Below are 22,982 nucleotides of genomic sequence, written 5' to 3'. Positions count from 1 at the left end.
TCACGCTAGCGGGGCTCCGCCGGCGCCACACCCGCGGGGCTGGGGTCACAGGTGGTCGACAAGCCAGCGTACGGCGGATTTTACATCGGCCGAATGGGGCATATCCGGTCGTGGCGGACGACGTACGACGACGACCGGAACGGCCGCTTCGCGTGCCGCGTGGAGCTTCGCCACGGTCAGGTCCCCGCCGCTGTCCTTCGTCACGAGTACGTCGATGCGATGCCGCCGGAGCAGCTCCGTCTCCTCGGCCACGCGATACGGACCGCGGGACAGCGTCACCTCGAGGCGGGCAGGCAGCGGGCCGTCGGTCTCGTCCGGCGGATCGACGCAGCGGGCGAGCAGCCACATGTCGAGGTCGGCGAACTCGGTGAGTCCCTGTCTGCCGGTGGTGAGCAGCGCCCTGGTGCCGAGTTCGGGCAGCAGTCGTGCCGCGTCGGCGAGTGTGTCGGCCCAGTGCCAGTCGTCGCCCGCGCCCGGTTGCCATCCGGGCCGTTCGAGGCGCAGCACCGGCACCCCGGCCGCCGCGGTCGCCGTGGCGGCGGACGCGGAGATCCGCCTCGCGAACGGGTGCGTCGCGTCGACGACGACGCGGACGTCGTGGTCGGCCAGCCACCGCGCGAGACCGTCGGGGCCGCCGAAACCACCCACTCGGATGTCACCCTCAGGGAGGCGCGGCTTCGCCACGCGGCCCGCGAGGGACGATGTCACCGGGATGTCGCGGGCCACGAGTTCGGCGGCGAGTGCGCGAGCTTCGGACGTGCCGCCGAGGACCAGTACGTGTGGAGCGATACTTCCCATGACCCGACAGTCTGACCGAGCTCTCCGCCCGGCCGGGCGAGTGTGTGACGTAAGCGAGCACTGACGGAGTGATTGTGTGACCGAGCAGCTCCGGTATGGCTGGACGACGGGAGCCTGTGCCACGGCGGCGACGACCGCCGCCTACACCGCGCTGCTGACCGGTGCGTTCCCCGACCCGGTCGAGGTGCGGCTGCCGAAGGAGCGGCGCCCGTCGTTCGCCTTGGCCACCGAGCGGCTCGGTGACGGCGAGGCGAGCGCCGGGGTGATCAAGGACGCGGGCGACGACCCGGACGTCACGCACGGTGCACTGGTGATCGCCACCGTGCGGCCGGGGCAGGCCGGTAGCGGGGTCACGTTCCGCGCGGGTGCGGGGGTCGGCACGGTGACGCTGCCCGGGCTGCCGCTCGACGTCGGCGAGGCCGCCGTCAACCCGGTGCCGCGGCGGTTGATGACCGAGGCGGTGCAGCGGGTGGCCGCCGAGCACGGTGGCGGCGCCGACCTCGTCGTGGAGATCGGCGTCGACGGCGGTGAGGAGATGGCCCGGCACACGTGGAATCCGCGGCTCGGCATCGTCGGCGGTCTGTCGATACTGGGGACGACGGGTGTGGTGGTGCCGTACTCGTGCTCGGCGTGGATCGACAGCATCCGCCGCGGGGTCGACGTCGCGCGGGCGCTGGGGCTGGAGCACGTCGCGGGCGCCGTCGGCTCGACGTCCGAGCGCGTGGCGAAGGAGATGTACGACCTGCCGGACGAGGCGCTGCTCGACATGGGCGACTTCGCGGGGGCGGTGCTGAAGTACCTGCGCAAGAACCCGGTGCCGCGGCTGACGCTGTCCGGTGGGTTCGCGAAGCTGTCGAAACTGGCCGCGGGGCATCTGGACCTGCATTCGAAGCGCTCGCAGGTGGACCTCGCGTTGCTGGCCGACATCGCCGAGCGGGCGGGCCGGGGTGAGCTGGTGGCCACGATCGATGGTGCGAACACGGCGTTGCATGCGCTGGAACTCGCCCGCGAAGCGGGCCTGGAGCTGGGCGACCTGGTGGCCGAACGGGCTCGGGAGCAGGCGGCCGAGGTGCTCGGCGATGCGCCCGTACACGTCGACGTCGTCGCCATCGACCGCGCGGGCACGATCGTCGGCAGGTCGGGCTGACCGCATACGCTTCGTAACCACACCGGCGCAGGAGGTGTGCATCCGGGTGGGCAGGAAAACGCCCCGAAGGGCACCTTGGGGGCGTTGAGCGCCCCCAAGGTGCCCTTCGGGGCATCCCCGGGCGGCAGGGTGGTTACCGGGCGTGGTGGGAAATTCGGTCGACCGGGTGTACACCGCACGCGCACCGCGCCGCGGTGCGCCGATGGCTCGCCGACAACATGGCTCGCCGACAACGGGGTGCCCGCCACAGCCCTGCCCCGCGGGCTCACCGCACAGCAGTGGGCAGCGCTGCATGCGCCGGCAGCGGAGCTGCCGGCGCGGCGCTCCGGCGGGCGGCCCCGATCCTCCGGACGGCCTCGCCCGCAGCGCCGATGACCGTGGCCATGCAGATCCCGGCGAGCAGTGACAGCACCGGATCACCGCGGGTGACCGGGGCTATCAGCAGGCCCATGCCGGTCATGTATCCGCACCAGACGGCGGAGCTGACGAGCGTGGCTGCGGCGAACCGGGCCACCGGAATCCGCACCCGGCCGGCCGCCGCGACGCTGACCAGGCGGCCGCCGGGCAGGAATCGCACCGCCACGAGCGTCAGCATCGGCCTGCGGTGCAGGTGCCTGCGCACCCGGGTGTCGTCGCGCCTGCCACGCAGGAACCGGTGCGACGACCGGCCGAGCGTGTACAGCACCGCGTCCCCGGCGAGCGATCCCACGAAGGCCGCCGCCGCGAGGGCGGCCACGCGGCCGGGATCGCCTGCCGCCGCGACCGACGAGAGGAGGACCGGTTCACTGGGCAGGAACGGCAGCGGACCGTCGGCCAGCACGGCGAGTGCCAGCAACGGCAGGAGCCACGCACTGCCCAGAATGTCGCCCGTCATGCCTCCACGGTCTCGGTCGCGGGGCGGTCGGGTCAGTGGGGCTGTCCCCCGTTTTCGCAGTAGGGGTCACCGGGTGCATGCCGTTCGCGGCCCGCGGAGTACAGGAAGCTGTCGGGGAAGTTCTCGGCGGCCAGGACCTGGCCCACGAAGATCATCGCCGCGCGGTTCAGTCCGGCGTCCCGCACCCGGCCCGCGATGTCACCGAGGGTGCCGCGGAGCACGGTCTCGCCCGGCTGCGTGGCCTTGGCGACCACGGCGGCGGGGCAGTCCGCGCCGTAGTGCGGCAGGAGCTCCTCGACGACCTGCTCGACGCGGTTCACCGCCAGGTGCAGGGCCAGCGTCGCTCCCGATGCGCCCAGTGTCGCCAGCTCCTCGCCCTCGGGCATCGAGGTCGAACGGGCCTGCGCCCGGGTGAGGATGAGGCTCTGCCCGACGGTCGGCACGGTCAGCTCCCGGCCCAGCACGGCCGCGGCCGCGGAGAACGCGGGCACACCCGGGACGACGTCGTACGGCACGCCGGCGGCGTCGAGGCGGCGCATCTGTTCGGCGACCGCGCTGTAGACGGCCGGATCGCCGGAACACAGCCGCGCGACGTCGTGGCCCGCCTCGTGTGCGGAGGCCAGCTCACCGATGATCTCGTCGAGCGTCAGGTCGGCGGTGTCGACCAGCGTGGCACCGTCCGGGCAATGCGCGAGCAGGTCGGTCGGCGTGAGGCTGCCCGGGTAGAGGCAGACGCCGCAGCTCGCGAGCAGCTGCTGCCCGCGGACGGTGATCAGGTCGGCGGCGCCCGGTCCGGCACCGATGAAATGGACGGTCACGGCTTCCTCACATTCCATTGCGTTACAGCGCGGGCGGGGGTCCACCCGGTCAGGCCGCCCAGCGGTGCGGCGCGTTCGACGGAGATCCTGGTCAGCTCGCCGCCGCGGTCGGCGTACTGCGCGGCCAGCGCCTGTTCGGCCTCGAGCGTCACGCCGTGGGCCACCAGCCTGCCGCCGGGGCGCAGCGCGTCCCAGCAGGCGGTCAGCACCCCGGCGCCCCCGACGCCGCCGCCGACGAACACCGCATCCGGGGTGTCCAGGTCCGCGAGCACCTCGGGTGCCCGTCCGGTGACCACGTCGAGGTCCGGGACGCCGAGGTTCGCACCGTTGCGGGTGATGCGTTCGGCGCGTTCGGGCCGTGATTCCACGGCGATCGCCCGGTTGGCGGGATGTGTGCGGCACCACTCGACGGCGACGCTGCCCGCACCGGCTCCGACGTCCCACAGCAGCTCGCCGGGTGTCGGCGCGAGCCGGGCGAGCGCACTGGCGCGCAGGTCGCGCTTGGTGAGCTGGCCGTCGTGGTCGAACGCCTCGTCGGGCAGGCCGGCCAGGAGGGGGTGAGCCTGCCCGGCGCAGCTGATCGCGACGACGTTGAGCGGCGCGCCCGGTGGGTGCGGCCAGTCGCGGGCGGTGCCGTCGAGGCGGCGTTCCCCGGCCGAGCCCAGGTTCTCCAGCACGGTCAGGGTGCTGTCGCCGAACCCGTGCCCGGCCAGCAGGGCCGCGATGTCTCCCGGGGTGTCGGCGCCGGAGCTGAGCACGAGCACCCGCCTGCCGGGGGCCAGCGCGCGGAGCACCTTGTGGGCGTCGCGGCCGACGGCGCTGACGACATCGGTCTCCTCGGCGGTCCAGCCCAGTCGCGCGCGGGCCAGTGTCACCGACGACACCGCCGGCACGATCCGCACCGCATCGGCGCCCAGCCTGCGGACCAGCGTGCCGCCGATGCCCGACAGCAGCGGATCCCCGCTGGCGAGCACGCCGACGCGGCGGTCGGCCAGCTCCGCGAGGACGTCGTCGAGCGCGGGCAGCAGCGGACTGGGCCAGGGGCGCTTCTCGTACGGGCCGTCGGGAACCAGGTCGAGCTGCCGGGGCCCGCCGAGCAGCACGTCGCACGTCTCGAGCTCGGCGCGCGAGTCCGGTGGCAGTGCCTGCCACCCGTCCGCGCCGATGCCCACCACGGTGATTCTCACGCTGAGCCACGGTAGTTGTGTTGCGGCGAACACCCGCGGGCGGTGGAACGTGTGCGATGATGCCGCAGGAAGCGGTCGTCGTGGAACCCGGTGCGAATCCGGGACGGTCCCGCCACTGTGACCGGCCGGTAGGCCGGGAAGTCAGAGCTTCGGTGGCCGCGGGCTTGCGTGGTGTGAAACCCGGTGGGCGTGGAAACCCGCCGTCGAGCAAGGGAGTGTGCATGCGGCTGTACCCGTTTACGGCAGTCGTCGGAATGGCCGAACTGCGCCTCGCCCTCCTGTTGTGCACCATCTCACCGTCGATCGGCGGGGTGCTGGTGCGCGGCGAGAAGGGCACGGCGAAATCCACCATGGTGCGCGCCCTCGCGGGGTTGCTGCCCGATGTGGACGTCGTCGACGGGTGCCGGTTCTCCTGCGACCCGGCGGCGCCCGACCCGTCGTGCCCCGACGGTCCACACCGGACGGTCCCGTCGTCCCGCAGGCCGGCCCGGCTGGTGGAACTGCCCGTCGGGGCCGCCGAGGAGCGGGTCGTCGGTTCGCTCGACTTGGAACGTGCGCTGCGCGACGGCGTCACCGATTTCCAGCCCGGCCTGCTCGCGGGCGCGCACCGCGGGATGCTCTACGTGGACGAGGTCAACCTGCTGCACGACCACCTCGTCGACACGCTGCTCGATGCCGCGGCGATGGCACGGGTGACGGTCGAACGGGAGGGTGCTTCGGTCTCGCACGCCGCCCGGTTCGTCCTCATCGGAACGATGAACCCCGAGGAAGGCGAACTGCGGCCACAGCTGCTGGACCGGTTCGGGCTGACCGTCGAGGTCTCGTCGAGCCGGGACGCCGCCGAGCGGGTCGAGGTCGTGCGGCGGCGGCTGGCCTACGAATCGGATCCGGACGCCTTCGCTGCGGGATACGCCGACGACGACGCCGCGCTGGCCGCCGAGATCGCCGCGGCCCGCAAGCTGCTGCCGTCGGTGGAACTGACCGACGAGGCGCTGCTGCAGATCGCGGAGGTGTGCGCCGCGTTCGAGGTCGACGGCATGCGCGCCGACATCGTCACGGCCCGCACCGCCGCAGCCCACGCCGCCTGGTGCGGCCGCACGACCGTGTCCACAGAGGACATCCGCGTCGCATCGAGGCTGGCCCTGCCGCACCGGCGCAGGCGCAACCCGTTCGATGCTCCCGGTATCGACTCCGAGCAGCTGGAACAGGCACTCCAGGACGCCGAGCCGCCGGAGCAGAACCCGGACAGCGACGATCCGGACGACGAGAGCGGCGGCGACGGCAGTCCCGGCGGTCCCGACGACGGCGGTCCCGACGACGGTGGCCCCGACGACGGCGGCCCCGATGACGACGGACCCGGTGACGGTCCCGACGACGACGGTCCTGACGGCGGCCCCGGCGGGGGCGCGCCCGACGAGAATCCGCAGCACGGCAACGGGAACCCGCAACACGAGCCCCGGAATCCGCAACACGGCGATCCGGACGCGGAACACGGCGACGGTGCCCAGCCACACACCGAACAGCGGGCCGGCACGGACACGCCGTACCGGGCGAAGCTGTTCACCGTCGACGGCGCCGGTGCGGGCGCGGACGGCAGGCGTTCCCGCGCCGAAGGGGACCGTGGCCGGATCGTCGGCGTCCGCCCGGACGGTGAGCGGAGCGGATCGCCGCACCTCGTCGCGACGCTGCGGGCGGCGGCGCGGCAGCGACCACAGCGTGGTCCGCGCGCCGACGGAGCCGGTCCGGTCGTGCTGCCCCGGGACCTGCGGTTCGCCCGGCGGGAAGGCAAGGAGGGCAACCTCGTCCTGCTGTGTGTCGACTCGTCCGGCTCGATGGGGTCGAAAACGCGCATGCGCGAGGTGAAGACCGCCGTCCTGTCGCTGTTGCTGGATGCCTACCAGCGCCGCGACAAGGTCGGGCTGGTCACCTTCCGCGCGTCCGAGGCGCAGGTGGCGCTACCACCGACCGGCAGCGTCGATGTCGCGGCCGCACGGCTGGAGGAGTTGCCGACCGGCGGGCGCACGCCGCTAGCAGAAGGGCTGACCCGTGCGGCCGAGGTGCTGCGGGTCGAGGCGTTGCGCGACGGCGACCGCAGGCCACTGCTGGTCGTCGTGACCGACGGCCGGGCGACCAGTGGCCCCGAGGCGCTGCAGCGTGCCCACACCACCGCGGACGGCCTGGCGCGCAGCGGGGTGTCCACTGTGGTCATGGACTGTGAATCCGGTCGCATGCGGCTCGGCCTGGCGAAGACGCTGGCAGGCCGGCTCGGTGCCGAGCACGTGGCCGTCGGGGACGTGGCGGCCGAGAAGCTGACCGACGAGGTGAAACGGAGGGCGGCCTGAATGAGGATTGACGGTGGGTTGTTCAGGACGCCCGACCGGGTTGGGCCCCCGCTGTGGCACGCTTTTTCGCCACAGCAGGGGAGGGTGTCCCGCAAGAAACGGAGGGCGGCCTGATGCCGCAGGGGAAGCCGGACGTGGTGCCGGACGACGGACTGACGACGCGACAGCGGCGGAACCGGCCGATCCTGGCCGTCCACACGGGACCGATGAAGGGAAAGTCCACGGCGGCGTTCGGGATGGCGCTGCGGGCGTGGAACCAGGGCTGGAACATCGGCGTGTTCCAGTTCGTCAAGTCGGCCAAGTGGCGTGTGGGCGAGGAGAACGCGCTGCGCACGCTCGGGGAGACCGGTCAGGGCGGGCCCGTCGAGTGGAACAAGATGGGCGAGGGCTGGAGCTGGTCCCGCAAGAAGGGCACCGACGAGGACCACGCCGAGAATGCTCGTGAGGGCTGGGCGGAGATCAAGCGCAGGCTCGCCGAGGAGACGCACGACTTCTACGTGCTCGACGAGTTCACCTACCCGCTGCACTGGGGCTGGGTCGACGTCGATGACGTGGTGGAGACACTGCGGAATCGGCCCGGCCGCCAGCACGTGGTGATCACCGGCCGCAACGCGCCGCAGGCCCTCGTGGACGCGGCCGACCTCGTCGCCGAGATGTCGAAGGTCACCCACCCGATGGATGCCGGGCAAAAGGGCCAGCGGGGCATCGAGTGGTAGCCCGCGTCGTCGTTGCCGCGCCCGGGTCCGGGCACGGCAAGACGACCGTCGCGACGGGCCTGATGGCGGCGCTGCGCGGCCGCGGGACCGCGGTGTCCGGGCACAAGGTCGGCCCCGACTTCATCGACCCGAGCTATCACGCCATGGCCACCGGAAGGCCTGCGCGCAACCTCGATCCGTTCCTGCAGGGCGAGGACCGCGTCGTTCCGCTGCTGCAGCACGGGTCGAGCGGTGCCGACGTCGCGGTGATCGAAGGCGTGATGGGCCTGTTCGACGGTGCGCTCGGCACCGACGGCTACGCGTCCACGGCGCACGTCGCACGGCTCGTCGACGCGCCGGTGGTGCTGGTTGTCGACGCGAGTGCGGCGAGCCGGAGCGTCGCGGCACTGGTATTGGGATTCGCACGCTACGACCCGGACCTCGAGCTCGCCGGCGTGATCCTGAACAAGCTGGGTTCGCAACGGCACGAGGACGAGATCCGCGGGGCACTCGCGCCGACGGGGATTCCCGTGCTGGGTGCGCTGCGGCGCAGCGACGACATCCACGCGCCGAGCAGGCATCTCGGGCTCGTCCCCGCGGGTGAGCGCGAGACCGGTGCGCGGGAGTTGCTGCCCAAGCTGGCCGACTGGATCGCGGACGGGGTCGACCTGGACGCCGTCCTGCGGGTCGCACGTGGAGCGCGGCGGTTGACGGCCGCGCCGTGGTCGCCCGGGCCGGTCCACAGTGGACCGCGCGCCGTCGTGGCCGCCGCGGCGGGGGAGGCGTTCACGTTCCGGTACACCGAGACCGTCGAGTTGCTCGCAGCCCACGGTGTCGACGTCGTGGACGTCGATCCGTTGCAGGACGAGGCGCTGCCGCCCGAGTGTGCCGGCATGTACTTCGGCGGCGGATTCCCCGAGGCGCATCTCGAGGAGCTTTCGGCGAACGCACCGTTGCGCACCGCGATCGGCGAGGCCCTCTCCGGCGGGATGCCCGCGGTGGCCGAATGCGCGGGCCTGCTGTACCTGTGCCGGGAACTGGACGGGCTGCCGATGGTCGGCGCGCTCGACGCGACGGCCCGGATGACCCGGCGCGGCGCGCTCGGCTACCGGACGGCGACCGCGGCCCGCGACAACGTCCTCGCCGCCGAGGGCGATGTGGCACGCGGGCACGAATTCCACCGCACCGTGGTCGAACCGCGGGCGGGGTCGACACCGGCGTGGCGATGGAACGGCGAGGCGGAGGGCTTCGCGACGCCGACGCTGCACGCGTCCTACCTGCACGTCCACTGGGCGGGACATCCCGAGCTGGCGCGGACGTTCGCGGATGCGGTGCACCGGAGGGCGGCCCGATGACCGGCGGGGAGCGTGCCGGCGGCGAGCATCGCACCCGCGACATCGACCTGTGGCATCACGGCGACCGCGAGGTCGGCGACGGCCTCGTCGACCTCGCGGTGAACGTCCGCGTGCCGCAACCGCCGGAATGGTTGCTGGCCGAACTGCGCGACAGCCTCTCGGCTGTCGCCGCCTATCCCGACGTGTCCGGTGCCACCGAGGCGATCGCGGCGCGGCACGGCCGCCACCCCGACGACGTGCTGCCGACCGCGGGCGGCGCCGAGGCGTTCACGCTGCTGGCGCACGCCTGGCCCGGGTGCAGGCCCGCCGTGGTGCATCCCCAGTTCACGGAGCCGGAGGCGGCGCTGCTCGCCGCGGGACACGACGTGACGCGGGTCGAGTTGCCCGCGTCCGGCGGGTTCGCGCTCGACGCCGACCCGGTGCCCGCCGACGTCGACCTCGTGTTCGTAGGCAACCCGACGAACCCCACGTCGGTGCTGCACCCGGCGTCGTCGATCCGGGCGCTGGCGCGGCCCGGCAGGCTGGTCGTCGTCGACGAGGCGTTCCTCGACGCGGTTCCCGGGGAGCCGGAAAGCCTCGCAACGGAGCGGATTCCGGGGATCGCCGTGGTGCGGAGCCTGACGAAGACGTGGGGCATCGCCGGGCTGCGCGCCGGGTACGTGCTCGCCGAACCCGCCGTCGTCGAGCGGCTGCGCGGGCTGCAGCCGCCGTGGTCGGTCTCGACCCCGGCTGCGGTCGCGATGGCGGCGTGCAGCAGGCCCGGTGCCGTGGCCGAGGCCGACGAGCTGGCCCGCGTCGCCGAGGCCGACCGCGACCGGCTGGTCGCACGGTTGCGGGACCTCGGCGTGGAGGTGGCAGGCACACCGCGGGCGCCGTTCGTGCTGATGCGCGTGCCGGACGGGGAGAAGATCCGGCTGGCGTTGCGCGAGGCGGGCTACGCCGTGCGGCGCGCGGACACTTTCCCCGGCCTCGGACCGGACTGGCTGCGCATCGCCGTGCGGTCCGACATGGACGGTTTCCTCGACGCCCTGGCAGCCCTTCGCTGACCCGCGTGTCCTGCGCCCGCCCGTCGCCCGGCCACGGCCCCCCGACGCCGCGCTGCCGCGCGGCACGCGAGCCACCCCGGCGCGGGCCTGGCGCGCACGTGCACGGTGAGTTCCACGGTGGACGAACCGGCCACGCCGAGGTCGAGTGCGACGGGTGCCGCGGCGTCGACGAGCATGGCCAGCCCGACAGGGTCGGCATCGCGCCCGTCGGCGAAGCGCATCCAGAACTCCGACACCGGCTCCCGTGACGGCCTGCCGTGCCAGAACCCGGGCACCCGGTGCAGCCGGTAGTCGACACGCGCACTGATGGTGGCCTCCGACAGGTCCAGGAGCGGCACCGGGTCCGTGCACTCCGCCGGATCGGGCAGGACGGGCGGCTCGGCACCCAGAGTCGTCGGGCCCGGTTCGGTGGACAGGTCCGCGTAGGTTGCCGGTGCGAACACGACGCGGTGGAACTCGCACCGGCCGAGCGGTTCGACGTGCTCGTCGACTTCCGCGAACTCCGCGCAGGAAGCCGGGCCCGGATGGTCAACGATCTCGGCGACGGCTCCACCGCGACGGTGATGCGGTTCGACGTCACCCGCGCGGTCAGCGACGACCGTGGCGTTCCGGACGTCCTCAGTCCCACGTTCGAACGGCTACGCGAGAGCGACGCCGTCCGAACGCGACAGATGACGTTCCGCTCGCAGGGCATCGACGGGGCGCACGGGTGGGTGGTGAACGGCGAACCGTTCGCGCCGGACTCCGTGCAGGCGACCGCGGCGCTCGGCAGTACGGAGATCTGGGAACTGACGGCGGACTTCCACCACCCCGTCCATCTGCACCTCGCGCCGTTCCAGGTCCTCGGCAGGGGGACCGGCGGCCCCGGACCGTACGACCACGGCTGGAAGGACACCGTCGACCTGCGGCCCGCCGAGGCGGCGCGGATCCTCGTGCGGTTCGACGGGTACCGGGGCCGCTATGTGTTCCACTGCCACAACCTCGAACACGAGGACATGGTAATGATGGCGAACTTCGACGTCGTCTAGTGGCGGCCGTGCTCGGCCGGGCCAGGCACGGACGCCCCGGCGCGACGGCGCCGAACGTGGTTCCGTTCCGGACCCGTTCCTGCACCGAACGCAGAACACGCGGTGCTGGGCGCAGGACACGCGCGAGGGTCAGATGCTGAGTACCAGGAGGGTCGTGGCGAGTGCGATTTCGACGCCGCCGCCGAGGACGTCGCCGGTGCTGCCGCCGAGTCTGCGTACGCACCGCCGGAGCAGCACACCCGCCGCAGCCCAGCCGGTCAGCACCGCGACGGGACCCTGCCACCACGCGACGGCCGGGTCGAATCCGGCCAGGACGGACAGCGATGCGACAGTCAGTGCCACCGCGGCGGCGACCGTCACCGGGACCGCGCCCGACACGGCCGCGCCGAGACCTTCCGGCCGCGCCGACGGGACGAACCGGGTGCAGCACAACGGCAGCACCACGCGGCTCGCGACCACCGCCACGACGACGGCCGTCACCCCGCCGCCCGCGGCCACCACGCCCGCGAGGGCGCCGGTCTGCACCAGGAGGACCAGCAGCAGCGTGGCGACGCCCGTCGGCCCGGCGTCGCCGCGGCGCATGATGTCGAGCGCGCGGTCGCGGTCGTAGGACGCGCTCAGGCCGTCGGCCGTATCGGCGAGGCCGTCGAGGTGCAGTCCGCGCGTGGCCAGTGCCAGCGTGGCGAGTGCCAGCGCCGCCACGACGAACGCGGGCAGTCCGAGCAGCCGGCCCAGCCAGACGACGAGCCCGGCCGCGACGGCGAGCGCCAGGCCGGCGAGCGGTGCCGCCGTCATGGCTGTGCCCGCGACGCGGCGGTCGACCGTCCGCGGTGCGGGCACGGGCAGCGCCGTCAACGTGCCGAACGCCATCCGCAGACCGTCGGCCGCGGCGCGTCCGAGTGCCGGATCGCCCCCGGACGGCGGTCCGTCCCCGGAACCGGGATCGGCCGCAGGTTCGTGCGCTGTAGGTTCGTGCGCCGCAGGTTCGTGCTCAGCCAAGGTCGGCCAGCCGTCCCATGCCCGCGAGCACGGCGCGGGCGTTGCGCAGCACCGGAACGGCTTGCACGGCACCGCTGCCCTCACCGAGTCGCAGCCCGAGGTCGAGGATCGGCTCCAGTCCCAGCGCCTTGAGCGCAAACGCTTGCGCCGGCTCGGTCGACCGATGCCCGGCCACCCACCACTGCTCGGCGCCCGGCGCGATCTCCCGTGCCACGACCGCCGCCGCACACGGGAACACCCCGTCCAGCACGACCGGCACCCTCCGCCCGGCCGCACGTACCAGGAATCCGGCCGTCGCCGCCGCGCAGGCACTGCCCAGCGACGTCAGCGCGGCGAACGGATCGTCGGTGGTGGCGCGCGCGAGGGCCTTGTCGAGCACCGCCACCTTGCGGGCACGGCCGTCGTCGTCGACGCCCGTGCCCGTGCCGACCACGTCCTCGGCGGGCAGCCCCAGCACCGCGGCCACGAGCGCCGAGGCGATCGTGGTGTTGCCGATACCCATGTCACCGGGGACGAGCAGGTCCGCCCCGTCGTCGATCTCGGCGTCGGCGGCCGCGGTGCCCGCATCGAACGCCTGCCGGGCCTGACCGGGTTCCAGCGCGTCGGCCACGTCGATGGCCCCCGAACCCCGCCGGATCTTGTGCCGCCGCACCTCGGCGGGCACGTCGTCGAGCGGATCGTCGACCGCCAGGTCCAGCACGCGCACGCGCGCGCCCACGTCGCGGGCCAGGACGTTCACGCCGGACTCGCCCGCCAGGAACACGCGCACCATCGCCGCCGTCAGATGCCGCGGATACGCCGACACCGCCCCGGACGCCGACACCCCGTGATCGCCCGCGAACACCACGACCCGGACGTCGTCCAGCGGGCGCGGCGGCACCGAGCCGTGCGCGGCGCACAGCCACGCGGCCAGCTCTTCGAGCCTGCCGAGCGCGCCGACCGGTTTGACCAGGCCGTCGAGCTGCTGCAGCGCTGCGTCGCGGGCGTCGTCGTCGAGCGGGGGGATCTGCACGGAGTTCTCCTATTCCAGCGTCAGTACACGGCCGGCGACGATCAGCCGAACCGCGTCGGAATGCGTGGCCACGGTGGTGTTCAGTGCGCCGAGCACGTCCCGGAAGATGCGTCCCGACGCCGATGCGGGGACGACGCCGCTGCCGACCTCGTTGCTCACCGCGACGGCGGGTACGCTGGCCTGCCGCCACGCGTCGGCGAACGCACCGAGCCGTTCGTCCACGCGTTGCTGCCAGCCGTCGCGTTGTTCCCACGCGCCGGACTCGTCGAGCACGCGCGTCAGCCACGTGCCGAGGCAGTCGATGAGCACCGGGGAATCGGCGTCACGCAGGGCGGCCGTGACGTCGCCCGTCTCCACCGTGGCCCAGTGTGACGGTCTGCGTGCGCGGTGGGCCGCCACGCGGGCGCTCCAGTCCGGGTCGTCGTCGCTCGGGGGCATGCCCGCGGCGATGTAGGTCACCCCGGGATATCTGCCCACGAGCTGTTCGGCGTAGCGGGACTTGCCCGACCGGACGCCGCCGAGCACGAGCGTCTTGCCGCCCTCGACGTCGTTGGCCCGCTGCACCGGGGCCCGGCGGCCGCGCAGTGCGGAGGCCGCGGCTTCGAGTCGGCCTGCCGCGAACTCGGCGAGGCGCCGCTTCGGATCGTTCGTCATGCAGGGCATTCTGGACCACTCGTTAGGGTGAGCGCTGTGGTCCGTGTTCAAGCTGTCACCGCTGCCGGGATTGTGGCCGGGTATGCGGCCGATGTCGTCGCAGGCGACCCCCGGCGGGGGCATCCCGTCGCCCTGTTCGGTACCGCGGCCGCCGCGCTCGAGCGGCGCATGTGGGCCGACTCCCGCGTGCGCGGTGCCGTGTACGCGGGAGTGTGCGCGGGCGGCGCAGCGGCCGCCGGCGCGATCGTGTCGGCCGCGACCCGGCGCAGGCCGCTGGCCCGGTTCGCCGCCACGGCCGCCACGACGTGGGCCGTCCTCGGCGGCACCGGCCTGGCCCGCGAAGGCGACGTCATGGCCGGGCACCTGGCGGCGGGCGAGCTGCCGGAGGCGCGCGTACGTCTCGGGCACCTGTGCGGACGCGACGCCACCGAGCTCGACGCGACGGGGCTCGCCCGCGCCGCGACCGAGTCGATCGCCGAGAACACGTCCGACGCGGTCGTCGCCCCGCTCGTGTGGGGCGGGCTCGCCGGCCTGCCGGGGCTGCTCGGCTACCGCGCGTTGAACACGCTCGACGCCATGGTCGGGCACCGCTGCGCCCGGTACGAACGGTTCGGCTGGGCGGCGGCACGCGCCGACGACGTCGCCAACCTCGTCCCGTCGCGGCTGTCGGCCCTCGCCGCTGCCGTCGCCGCACCCGGTCTCGGCCGGAGGCCGGGCGCGGCGATCCGGGCGTGGCGCCGCGACGCCCACCGGCACCCGAGCCCCAACGCCGGTCCCGTCGAGGCCGCGTTCGCCGGCGCGCTCGGCGTGCGGCTGGGCGGAACCAACGTCTACGGCGGGCGCACCGAGAACCGTGGCACGCTCGGCGCCGGACCGTCGCCGGGAGCTGCCGATCTGGCACGGTCCGTGCGCCTGTCGCGACTCGTCGGGCTGGTCTCGCTCGTCGTCACCGCCGGGGTCGCCGCGGCGCGGCGTCACTGACGCGCCGCCTTCGGGGCGCCGTCACGGGCCTGTCCCGGTGCCTTCTCGGGGCTCGGTGCCGTCTCGGGTCCCAGTGCTTTCTCGGCGAGTACTGCGAACCCGAGACCGAGCGCGCACCAGAGCACGGCCTGCGTGCCGAGCGAGGCGAGCCGGAAGTCCCACAGCAGCGAGCCGGGGAAGCCGTCCGGAACCTCGTCGACCGCGGGCAGTAGGGCAGCGGCGATGGTCATGACGGTGACGTATCCGCCCACGCCCAGCAGCCCGCCGCACGCGGCGCCGGAGCGGTCGGCCACCGCTCGGCCTGCGGCGACCGCCACCATCGCGGTCGCCACCGACAGTGCCAGGAATCCGAAGTAGAGCGCGGTGCGATCCTCGATCGTGCCCGCCTGGCCCACCGCCGGCGGATTCGCCGGATACTTCAGGAACGGCACCAGCACCACCACCGCGAACCCGCCTGCGGCCAGCAGCGCGGCCGACACGCGGGGCCGCAGCGTGGTCACGCGGCCTTGCGCCACGGCGAACGCGATCGCGAACAGCCCGCCCACCGCGACGGCATACCCGGTCACACCGGTGGCGAGGCCGATCGTGCTCTGTACCCCACGGCCGACGAGCGCGTCGTCACCGTGTTCGTGTCCTCCGTCCTCTCCGGACTCGGGCACGCCACCGGATTCGGGCGCAGCACCGGATTCCGACGCGTGGCCGGGCGATCCGGCGTGAGTGTGGGATTCCGCGTGAGCCGTGTCGCCGCGCGAGGCGGTATCGTCGTGCGAGGCAGCGTCGCCATGAGATGCGGTGGCGTGTGATTCCTCGAGTGCGATGGCGTCGCCGACCGGCGGTTCGCCCACGACGTAGGCGAACGCGGCCGCGAGCAGACCGGCGGCAAGGCCCGCGAGCATGCCGCGGACCAGCAAGGTCCTCATCATGGTGACCCCCGGCCGGTCAGTGGCACGGGAAGGCCAGCAGGTGCCGGCCGTCGTGGACGAACTCGTGCACCAGACCGTCGGACACGAGCGAGACGGCGCCCGCCTCGGTGCTGACGAAGAAGAGCACGAGCAGCGCGAGCAGGGTGGTGAAGATCGCCCACGGCACGATGTCGCGCAGGGGAATGCGGATGGCATCGGGGCGGGGGACGGCGCCGGTGCGTGGGATGGAGACGACGTTCGGCTGTGACATCGCTGAACCTCCTTGGGCTTGTCGCGGCCCGATCGGAACGGTGGCGATGGCGTTGGGTCTGACTACGGGGCACGTGCCCGATCACAGTGGCGCGACCGTGCCGGGTTCTCACCGGCTTCCAGCCACCATCGCATGAGCCGTTCGAGGCTAGGCCCGCCCGGCGCGGAAAGTCAACGCGGTGTGGTGTGGCCCGCGTGACTGCGCCCACCCGTCGCCCGACCACCGGCCCCCAATGTCGCGTTGCCGCGCTGCCGCGCGACTGCGTCCTCGCGCGTGTTCTGCACTCAGCCCCGCGTGTTCTGCAGCCGTACATCGTCGGCCGCCGCCTCCTGACAGCGTGCCGACGGGGGACACGCCCCCGGAGAACGCAACACGGGCTCCGGAAAGCGCAACACGGGCCCCGGAAAGCGCAACACGGACCCTGGAAAGCGCAACACGGGCCCCGGGGAACGCAACACGCGCCCCGGGGAACGCAACACGGGCCCCGGAAAGCGCAACACGCGGGCATGAGTGCAGAACACGCGGCGGGTGGGCGTGCGCTCCGTCGGGAACGCCCACCCACCCGCCGCGTGGTGTCGAGCTGCGCCGCTGTTCTGTTGCGCCGCTGCTCCGTTATGCCGTTATGTCGTTGCACCGCGCCGCCGTTGCGCAGCTGCACCGCGCCGGTGCGCGCCGGCAGGGGTTACGAGAGCGGCCGGTCCGTCGGTGCGATCGGCGTCGGGAGCATGTCCCGGTCGGTGAGGTACGCGTCGACGCCAGCGGCCGCCGAACGGCCCTCGGCGATCGCCCACACGATCAGCGACTGACCCCGGCCCATGTCACCGGCGACGAACACGTTGTCCACACTGGTCCGGAACGACTCGTCCCGCGCGACGTTGCCACGCTGGTCCAGTTCGACGCCCAGGTCCTCGACCAGCCCGGCCTGCTGCGGCCCGACGAAGCCCATGGCCAGCAGCACCAGCTGCGCGGGCAGGTCCTGCTCGGTGCCCTCGACCGGTTCGAAACCGCCGCTGTCGCCGCGCTGCACCTCGGCGATCCGCAGGGCCTGCAGGTTCCCGTCGGCGTCGGCCACGAACTCCTGCGTGTTCACCGAGTACAGCCGCTCGCCACCCTCCTCGTGGGCCGAGGAGACGCGGTAGATCATCGGGTACGTCGGCCACGGGTGGGCCTCCGACCGCGACTCTGGCGGCTTCGGCATGATCTCCAGCTGCGTCACCGAGTTCGCACCCTGCCGGTGGGCCGTGCCCACACAGTCGGCGCCGGTGTCGCCGCCGCCGATCACCACGACGTCCTTGCCCGCCGCGTCGATCGGCGAGACGTCCAGCTCCCCGCTGGCCACCTTGTTCGCGGGCGGCAGGTACTCCATCGCCTGGTACACGCCGGTGGCGTCCCGGCCGGGAGCGGGCAGGTCCCGCCACGCCGTCGCGCCGCCGGCCAGCACCACCGCGTCGTACTGCGAGCGCAGCTCGTCGGCCGTGACGTCCACGCCGACGTCGACGTTCGTGCGGAACTCGGTGCCCTCCGCGCGCATCTGGTCGAGACGACGGTCGAGGCGGTGCTTCTCCATCTTGAACTCGGGGATGCCGTACCGCAGCAGCCCGCCGATCGCGTCGGCCCGCTCGAGCACGACCACGTCGTGGCCCGCGCGTGTCAGCTGCTGGGCGGCAGCCAGGCCCGACGGACCCGAGCCGACGACCGCGACCGTCTTGCCCGTCTTCGTCGTCGGCGGCTGCGGTGTGACCCAGCCTTCCTCCCAGGCGCGGTCGATGATCGAAATCTCGACGCGCTTGATCGTCACCGGGTCGTCGTTGATGCCCAGCACGCACGCCGTCTCGCACGGCGCGGGGCACAGCGTGCCCGTGAACTCGGGGAAGTTGTTCGTGGCGTGCAGCCGTTCGATCGCGTCGGCCCAGTCGTCCCGCCACGTCAGCGTGTTCCACTCGGGGATCAGGTTCCCCAGCGGGCAGCCCTGGTGACAGAACGGGATGCCGCAGTCCATGCAGCGGCCCGCCTGGTCCTTCAGCTTCGTACGGTCGAAGTCCTCGTAGACCTCACGCCAGTCCTTGATCCGGATGTCGACGGGACGAGACTTCGGTGTCTCCCGCTGCGTGTTCAGAAAACCCTTGGGGTCAGCCATGAGCCGCCTCCATTGTCTTGTGGGACACCCACGCCCGGTCGGCGTCCATGACTGCTGCTCCGTGAACTCCGCGATGGTCAGCCATGAGCCGCCTCCATGATCGCCTCGTTCACGTCCCTGCCGTCGCGCTCGGCCTGAGCGCTCGCCTGCAGAACACGCTTGTAGTCCTTGGGCATGACCTTCGTGATCCGCGGCAGTGCGGACTCCCAGTCGGTGAGCAACGTGTGCGCCACGGCCGACCCGGTCTCGGTGTAGTGCTTCTCGACCGCTTCGAGCAGGACCTCGACGTCCTCCTCGTCGAGTCCTTCCAGATCGACCATCTCGCCGTTGACGCGGACCGGGTCGAGGTCGAGCACGTAGGCCACGCCACCGGACATGCCCGCGGCGAAGTTGCGGCCCGTCCTCCCGAGCACGACCACGCGGCCACCGGTCATGTACTCGCAGCCGTGGTCGCCGACACCCTCGACGACGGCCAGTGCGCCGGAATTGCGCACACAGAACCGTTCGCCGACCTTGCCGCGCAGGAACAGCTCGCCGCCCGTGGCGCCGTAGCCGATGACGTTGCCCGCGATGATGTGCTCCTCGGCCACGACCGGCGAGTCCTGGGGCGGCCGCACGGTGATGCGCCCGCCGGACAGTCCCTTGCCGACGTAGTCGTTGCCGTCACCGAGCAGCCGCAGCGTGATGCCCTTCGGCACGAACGCGCCGAACGCCTGGCCCGCCGTGCCGGTGAACGTGACGTCGATCGTGTCGTCGGGCAGGCCCTCGCCGCCCCACTGCTTGGTCAGCTCGTGCCCGAGCATGGTGCCGACCGTCCGGTTGACGTTGCGCACCGGCAGGTCGAGCGTGACGTGGTCGCCGGAACGCAGCGCGCCCTCGGCCAGTTGGATCAGCGTGTTGTCGAGTGCCGAGTCCAGGCCGTGATCCTGCGCGACGACCTGGTGCCGGGCGGCACCCGGCTCGATCTCCGGCACCTCGAAGATCGGTGACAGGTCCAGGCCCTCGGCCTTCCAGTGGTCGACGGCGTCGCGGGTGTCGAGCAGCTCCGCGTGGCCGACGGCCTCGGCGATCGACCGGAAACCCAGCGCCGCCAGGTACTCCCGCACCTCCTGGGCGATGTACTCGAAGAAGTTCACCACGTAGTCGGCCTTGCCGCTGAACTTCTCCCGCAGCGCGGGGTTCTGCGTCGCCACGCCGACCGGGCAGGTGTCCAGGTGGCAGACGCGCATCATGATGCAGCCCGACACCACCAGCGGTGCGGTGGCGAAGCCGAACTCCTCGGCACCCAGCAGCGCCGCGATCAGCACGTCGCGGCCCGTCTTGAGCTGACCGTCGGTCTGCACCACGATCCGGTCGCGCAGCCGGTTCGACAGCAGCGTCTGCTGCGTCTCGGCCAGGCCGAGCTCCCACGGGCCGCCCGCGTGCTTGATCGACGACAGCGGGGACGCGCCCGTGCCGCCGTCGTGACCGGAGATGAGCACGACGTCGGCGTGCGCCTTCGACACACCCGCGGCGACCGTGCCGACGCCGACCTCGGACACGAGCTTCACGTGGACGCGCGCGGCCGGGTTGGCGTTCTTCAGGTCGTGGATCAGCTGCTTGAGGTCCTCGATCGAGTAGATGTCGTGGTGCGGCGGCGGGGAGATGAGCCCCACACCCGGCGTGGAGTGCCGGGTCTTGCCGATCCACGGGTACACCTTGCCGCCGGGCAGCTGCCCGCCTTCACCGGGCTTGGCGCCCTGCGCCATCTTGATCTGGATGTCGTCGGCGTTGACGAGGTACTCGCTCGTCACGCCGAACCGTCCACTCGCGACCTGCTTGATCGCGCTGCGGCGCTCCGGGTCGTACAGGCGCTCGGCGTCCTCGCCGCCCTCACCGGTGTTGGACTTGCCCTGCAGCCGGTTCATCGCGATCGCGAGGGTCTCGTGCGCCTCGGCCGAGATGGACCCGTACGAGATCGCGCCCGTGGCGAACCGCTTGACGATCTCCGAGACCGGTTCGACCTCCTCGATCGGCACCGGCGGCCGCTCGCCCTCCTTGAACTTGAACAGCCCGCGCAGCGTCATCAGCTGCTCGGCCTGCTCGTCGACGGACTTGGTGTACTCCTTGAAGATCTCGTACTTACCCGCCCGCGTGGAGTGCTGCAGCTTGAACACCGTCTGCGGGTTGAACAGGTGCGGTTCGCCCTCGCGCCGCCACTGGTAGTCGCCGCCGGTGGCGAGCTCGCGGTGGCTGGGCCGCACGTCGTCGGCGGGGAAGGCGCGCCGGTGCCGCTCGGTGACCTCGCGGGCCAGCACGTCGAAGCCGACACCGCCGAGCCGCGACGTGGTGCCCGTGAAGCACGTGTCGATGACGTCGGAGCCGAGGCCGATCGCCTCGAAGATCTGCGCACCGGTGTACGAGGCCACCGTGGACACGCCGATCTTCGACATCGTCTTGCGGACGCCCTTGCCGAGCGCCTTGATGAGGTTGGTCGTGGCCTCCTTGGCGCTGACCCCGGCCACGCGCCCCTGTTCGGCGAGCTCCTCGACGGTGGCCATCGCCAGGTACGGGTTCACCGCAGCGGCGCCGTAGCCGATCAGCAGCGCGATGTGGTGCACCTCGCGGGCGTCGCCGGCTTCGACGATCAGCCCGACCTGGGTGCGGCTCTTCTCGCGCACCAGGTGGTGGTGCACCGCGCCGGTCAGCAGCAGCGACGGAATCGCCGCCTGACCCGGGTCCACCCCGCGGTCCGACAGGACGATCAGCCGCGCGCCGTCGGAGATCGCCCGGGACACCTCGGTGCGGATCTCGTCGAGCCTGCGCTGCAGCGCCTCGCCGCCGCCCGCCACGTCGTAGGTGCCGTGCACGGTGTACGACGAGTACTCGGGCAGGGTGCCGTCGTCGTTGGCGTGGACCAGCTTGGCCAGGTCGTCGTTGTCGAGCACCGGGAACGACAGGACGATCTTGCGTGCGTGCTCGGGGCCGGCCTCGAGCAGGTTCGGTTCCGAGCCGAGCTGCGTGCCCAGCGCGGTGACGAGCTCCTCGCGGATGGCGTCCAGCGGCGGGTTCGTCACCTGGGCGAACAGTTGCGTGAAGTAGTCGAAGATCGGACGCTGGCCGCTCGAGAGCGGCGCCACGGGGGAGTCGTTGCCCATCGACCCGATCGGCTCGGCGCCGGTGCGGGCCATCGGCTCGAGCAGCACGTCCAGCTCCTCGGCCGTGTAGCCGAACGCCTGCTGCCTGCGCACGAGCGAGGCGTGCGTGGGCACCTCACGCTCCCGCTCGGGCAGGTCGGCCAGCTTGAGCCTGCCCGCATCGAGCCACTCGGCGTACGGGTTCTCGGCGGCGAGCTGGCCCTTGACCTCGTCGTCGTCGACGATCCGGCCCTCGGCCGTGTCGACGAGGAACATGCGGCCCGGTTCGAGCCTGCCCTTGCGGACGATCGACGACTGGTCCAACTCGAGCACGCCGGCCTCGCTGGCCAGCACGACGAGGCCGCCGTCGGTGATCCAGTACCGCGCGGGCCGCAGGCCGTTGCGGTCGAGCACGGCGCCGATCTGCGTGCCGTCGGTGAACGAGACCAGCGCCGGGCCGTCCCACGGCTCCATCATCGTGGCGTGGAACTCGTAGAACGCGCGGCGGGCCGCGTCCATCTCGGCATGGTTCTCCCACGCCTCCGGGATCATCATGAGCACCGCGTGCGGCAGTGACCGGCCGCCGAGGTGCAGCATCTCGAGCACCTCGTCGAACGACGCCGAGTCGCTCGCGCCGCGGGTGATGACCGGGTAGATCCGGCGCAGCGGCCCGGGGATGAGGTCGGTGTCGAGCTGGGACTCGCGGGCGTCCATCCAGTTGCGGTTGCCCTTGAGCGTGTTGATCTCGCCGTTGTGCGCCACGTACCGGTACGGGTGTGCCAGCGGCCACGACGGGAACGTGTTCGTGGAGAAGCGCGAGTGCACGAGGCCGATGGCGCTGACGACGCGCTCGTCGGTCAGGTCCGGGAAGAACTTCGGGACCTGCGGCTCGGTGAGCATGCCCTTGTACACGATCGTGCGCGCCGACAGGCTCGGGAAGTACACCCCGGAGTCCTCGAGCTGGTGCTCGGCACGCTTGCGCACGACGAACGCGGCGCGTTCGAGTTCGAGCCCGGCCAGCGTGTCCTCGACGTCCCGCTGCGCGCCGAGGAACACCTGGGCGAAGTACGGCATCGCCTCGCGGGCGCTCGGGCCGACGTGCTCGGCGTCGACCGGCAGGTCGCGCCAGCCGAGCACGCGCAGGTTCTCCTCGGCGGCGATGCGCTCGATGGCCGACATCGCCTTGTCGCGGGCGGCCTCGTCGGTAGGCAGGAACGCCGTGCCGGCGGCGTACGCGCCGGGCTCGGGCAGCTCGAAGTCGGTGACCTCGCGGAAGAACGCGTCCGGGATCTGGATCAGGATGCCGGCGCCGTCGCCGGTCTCGGTCTCGGCGCCGCGCGCGCCACGGTGCTCCAGGTTGCCCAGAGCAACCAGCGCTTGACGGACGATCTCGTGGTCGGGACGGCCGGACAGATCGGCGACGAAAGCGACACCACAGGCGTCGTGCTCGTGGCTCTCGTCGTAGAGACCGGTGTTCGGCTTACGCGGGGCGTGGCGGGTCACGGCTTGCCGCCCTCCTTGGCTCGGCACCGCCAGGCCGCGCTGCCAGCCGGCCGGTGTGATCCGGTCGGCTAACGGTCCGGTCTGGTGATGCGATGGTCAGTAGGGGACTCGTCGATG

19 protein-coding genes and 2 riboswitches are annotated in these 22,982 nt (G+C 72.5%); of the genes, 7 read left to right on the top strand and 12 right to left on the bottom strand.

All coding sequences use genetic code 11. The annotated features are described in order from the left end of the window. Positions 1-45: 45 nt before the first annotated feature. The gene (locus tag LY41_RS04975) at positions 46-798 is read right to left on the bottom strand and encodes a cobalt-precorrin-6A reductase (protein ID WP_253862600.1); all 753 of its coding nucleotides are present in this window, start codon (positions 796-798) and stop codon (positions 46-48) included. 76 nt (positions 799-874) lie between these two features. Here LY41_RS04975 and LY41_RS04970 point away from each other — a divergent pair, with 76 nt between their 5' ends. Continuing rightward, positions 875-1,945, top strand: a complete 1,071-nt coding sequence (locus LY41_RS04970; protein ID WP_253862599.1) for a cobalt-precorrin-5B (C(1))-methyltransferase — start codon at positions 875-877, stop codon at positions 1,943-1,945. Positions 1,946-2,210: 265 nt separating this feature from the next. On the opposite strand, the gene LY41_RS04965 is transcribed toward LY41_RS04970, so the two are convergent. The 3 genes from LY41_RS04965 to cbiE are packed head-to-tail and all read right to left on the bottom strand — an operon-like array spanning position 2,211 to position 4,824. Beyond that, positions 2,211-2,819 carry a DedA family protein gene (locus LY41_RS04965; protein WP_253862598.1) on the bottom strand — a complete coding sequence of 203 codons (609 nt, stop codon included), beginning with the start codon at positions 2,817-2,819 and terminating at the stop codon, positions 2,211-2,213. A gap of 32 nt (positions 2,820-2,851) precedes the next feature. After that, positions 2,852-3,637, bottom strand: coding sequence for a precorrin-4 C(11)-methyltransferase (cobM, locus tag LY41_RS04960; RefSeq protein ID WP_253862597.1), 786 nt, complete (start codon positions 3,635-3,637; stop codon positions 2,852-2,854). Then, positions 3,634-4,824 carry a precorrin-6y C5,15-methyltransferase (decarboxylating) subunit CbiE gene (cbiE, locus tag LY41_RS04955; protein WP_253862596.1) on the bottom strand — a complete coding sequence of 397 codons (1,191 nt, stop codon included), beginning with the start codon at positions 4,822-4,824 and terminating at the stop codon, positions 3,634-3,636. Before cbiE ends, cobM begins: the two co-directional genes overlap by 4 nt. 71 nt (positions 4,825-4,895) lie before the next feature. Continuing rightward, a riboswitch (adenosylcobalamin (AdoCbl) riboswitch) is annotated at positions 4,896-4,984 on the top strand. A 61-nt stretch (positions 4,985-5,045) separates the two neighbouring features. Here cbiE and LY41_RS04950 point away from each other — a divergent pair. From LY41_RS04950 to cobC, 4 genes are all read left to right on the top strand, one after another. Continuing rightward, a complete protein-coding gene (locus LY41_RS04950; protein ID WP_253862595.1) occupies positions 5,046-7,166 on the top strand; it encodes a magnesium chelatase subunit D family protein in 2,121 nt (706 codons plus the stop codon). 113 nt (positions 7,167-7,279) lie between these two features. Then, a complete protein-coding gene (cobO, locus tag LY41_RS04945; protein ID WP_253862594.1) occupies positions 7,280-7,882 on the top strand; it encodes a cob(I)yrinic acid a,c-diamide adenosyltransferase in 603 nt (200 codons plus the stop codon). Further along, complete coding sequence (locus tag LY41_RS04940) at positions 7,876-9,216, top strand: cobyrinic acid a,c-diamide synthase CobB (protein WP_253862593.1); 1,341 nt, start codon at positions 7,876-7,878, stop codon at positions 9,214-9,216. The genes cobO and LY41_RS04940 overlap by 7 nt, the downstream gene beginning before the upstream one ends. Beyond that, the gene (cobC, locus tag LY41_RS04935; protein WP_253862592.1) at positions 9,213-10,262 is read left to right on the top strand and encodes an Rv2231c family histidinol phosphate aminotransferase CobC; all 1,050 of its coding nucleotides are present in this window, start codon (positions 9,213-9,215) and stop codon (positions 10,260-10,262) included. The genes LY41_RS04940 and cobC overlap by 4 nt, the downstream gene beginning before the upstream one ends. Here cobC and LY41_RS04930 read toward each other — a convergent pair. Beyond that, a complete protein-coding gene (locus tag LY41_RS04930) occupies positions 10,151-10,705 on the bottom strand; it encodes a thioesterase family protein (protein WP_253862591.1) in 555 nt (184 codons plus the stop codon). The genes cobC and LY41_RS04930 overlap by 112 nt on opposite strands. A 6-nt stretch (positions 10,706-10,711) precedes the next feature. Between LY41_RS04930 and LY41_RS23805 the strand changes: the two genes are divergently transcribed. Then, positions 10,712-11,290, top strand: coding sequence for a multicopper oxidase family protein (locus LY41_RS23805; protein ID WP_253862590.1), 579 nt, complete (start codon positions 10,712-10,714; stop codon positions 11,288-11,290). Between the two features lie 129 nt (positions 11,291-11,419). On the opposite strand, the gene LY41_RS04920 is transcribed toward LY41_RS23805, so the two are convergent. The 3 genes from LY41_RS04920 to LY41_RS04910 form a co-directional block, all read right to left on the bottom strand. Next, a complete protein-coding gene (locus LY41_RS04920) occupies positions 11,420-12,160 on the bottom strand; it encodes an adenosylcobinamide-GDP ribazoletransferase (protein WP_253862907.1) in 741 nt (246 codons plus the stop codon). Between the two features lie 121 nt (positions 12,161-12,281). Further along, on the bottom strand, positions 12,282-13,301 hold the full coding sequence (gene cobT / locus LY41_RS04915) for a nicotinate-nucleotide--dimethylbenzimidazole phosphoribosyltransferase (RefSeq protein WP_253862589.1): 1,020 nt from the start codon (positions 13,299-13,301) through the stop codon (positions 12,282-12,284). Between the two features lie 9 nt (positions 13,302-13,310). Continuing rightward, positions 13,311-13,955, bottom strand: a complete 645-nt coding sequence (locus tag LY41_RS04910) for a bifunctional adenosylcobinamide kinase/adenosylcobinamide-phosphate guanylyltransferase (protein WP_253862588.1) — start codon at positions 13,953-13,955, stop codon at positions 13,311-13,313. 36 nt (positions 13,956-13,991) lie between these two features. Here LY41_RS04910 and LY41_RS04905 point away from each other — a divergent pair, with 36 nt between their 5' ends. After that, positions 13,992-14,936 carry a cobalamin biosynthesis protein gene (locus LY41_RS04905; protein WP_253862587.1) on the top strand — a complete coding sequence of 315 codons (945 nt, stop codon included), beginning with the start codon at positions 13,992-13,994 and terminating at the stop codon, positions 14,934-14,936. Here LY41_RS04905 and LY41_RS04900 read toward each other — a convergent pair. The 4 genes from LY41_RS04900 to gltB all read right to left on the bottom strand — a co-directional run bounded on the left by LY41_RS04900 (position 14,930) and on the right by gltB (position 22,865). Continuing rightward, positions 14,930-15,859: a CbtA family protein gene (locus LY41_RS04900; protein ID WP_253862586.1), complete on the bottom strand. Its 930-nt coding sequence runs from the start codon at positions 15,857-15,859 to the stop codon at positions 14,930-14,932. The two genes, LY41_RS04905 and LY41_RS04900, sit on opposite strands and share 7 nt — an antisense overlap. Positions 15,860-15,875: 16 nt before the next feature. Then, complete coding sequence (locus tag LY41_RS04895) at positions 15,876-16,109, bottom strand: CbtB domain-containing protein (RefSeq protein ID WP_253862585.1); 234 nt, start codon at positions 16,107-16,109, stop codon at positions 15,876-15,878. 43 nt (positions 16,110-16,152) lie between these two features. Next, positions 16,153-16,241: riboswitch (adenosylcobalamin (AdoCbl) riboswitch) on the bottom strand. Positions 16,242-16,791: 550 nt separating this feature from the next. Beyond that, positions 16,792-18,246 carry a glutamate synthase subunit beta gene (locus tag LY41_RS04890; protein ID WP_253862584.1) on the bottom strand — a complete coding sequence of 485 codons (1,455 nt, stop codon included), beginning with the start codon at positions 18,244-18,246 and terminating at the stop codon, positions 16,792-16,794. 77 nt (positions 18,247-18,323) lie between these two features. Further along, positions 18,324-22,865, bottom strand: coding sequence for a glutamate synthase large subunit (gene gltB, locus LY41_RS04885; protein WP_253862583.1), 4,542 nt, complete (start codon positions 22,863-22,865; stop codon positions 18,324-18,326). Between the last annotated feature and the right edge of the window lie 117 nt (positions 22,866-22,982).

It is taken from the genome of Prauserella halophila (genome assembly GCF_024171895.1).
Lineage (GTDB): Bacteria > Actinomycetota > Actinomycetes > Mycobacteriales > Pseudonocardiaceae > Prauserella > Prauserella halophila.
The sequence above is the reverse complement of the archived record's forward strand: the minus strand, read 5'-3'. Positions and strand labels throughout refer to the sequence as shown.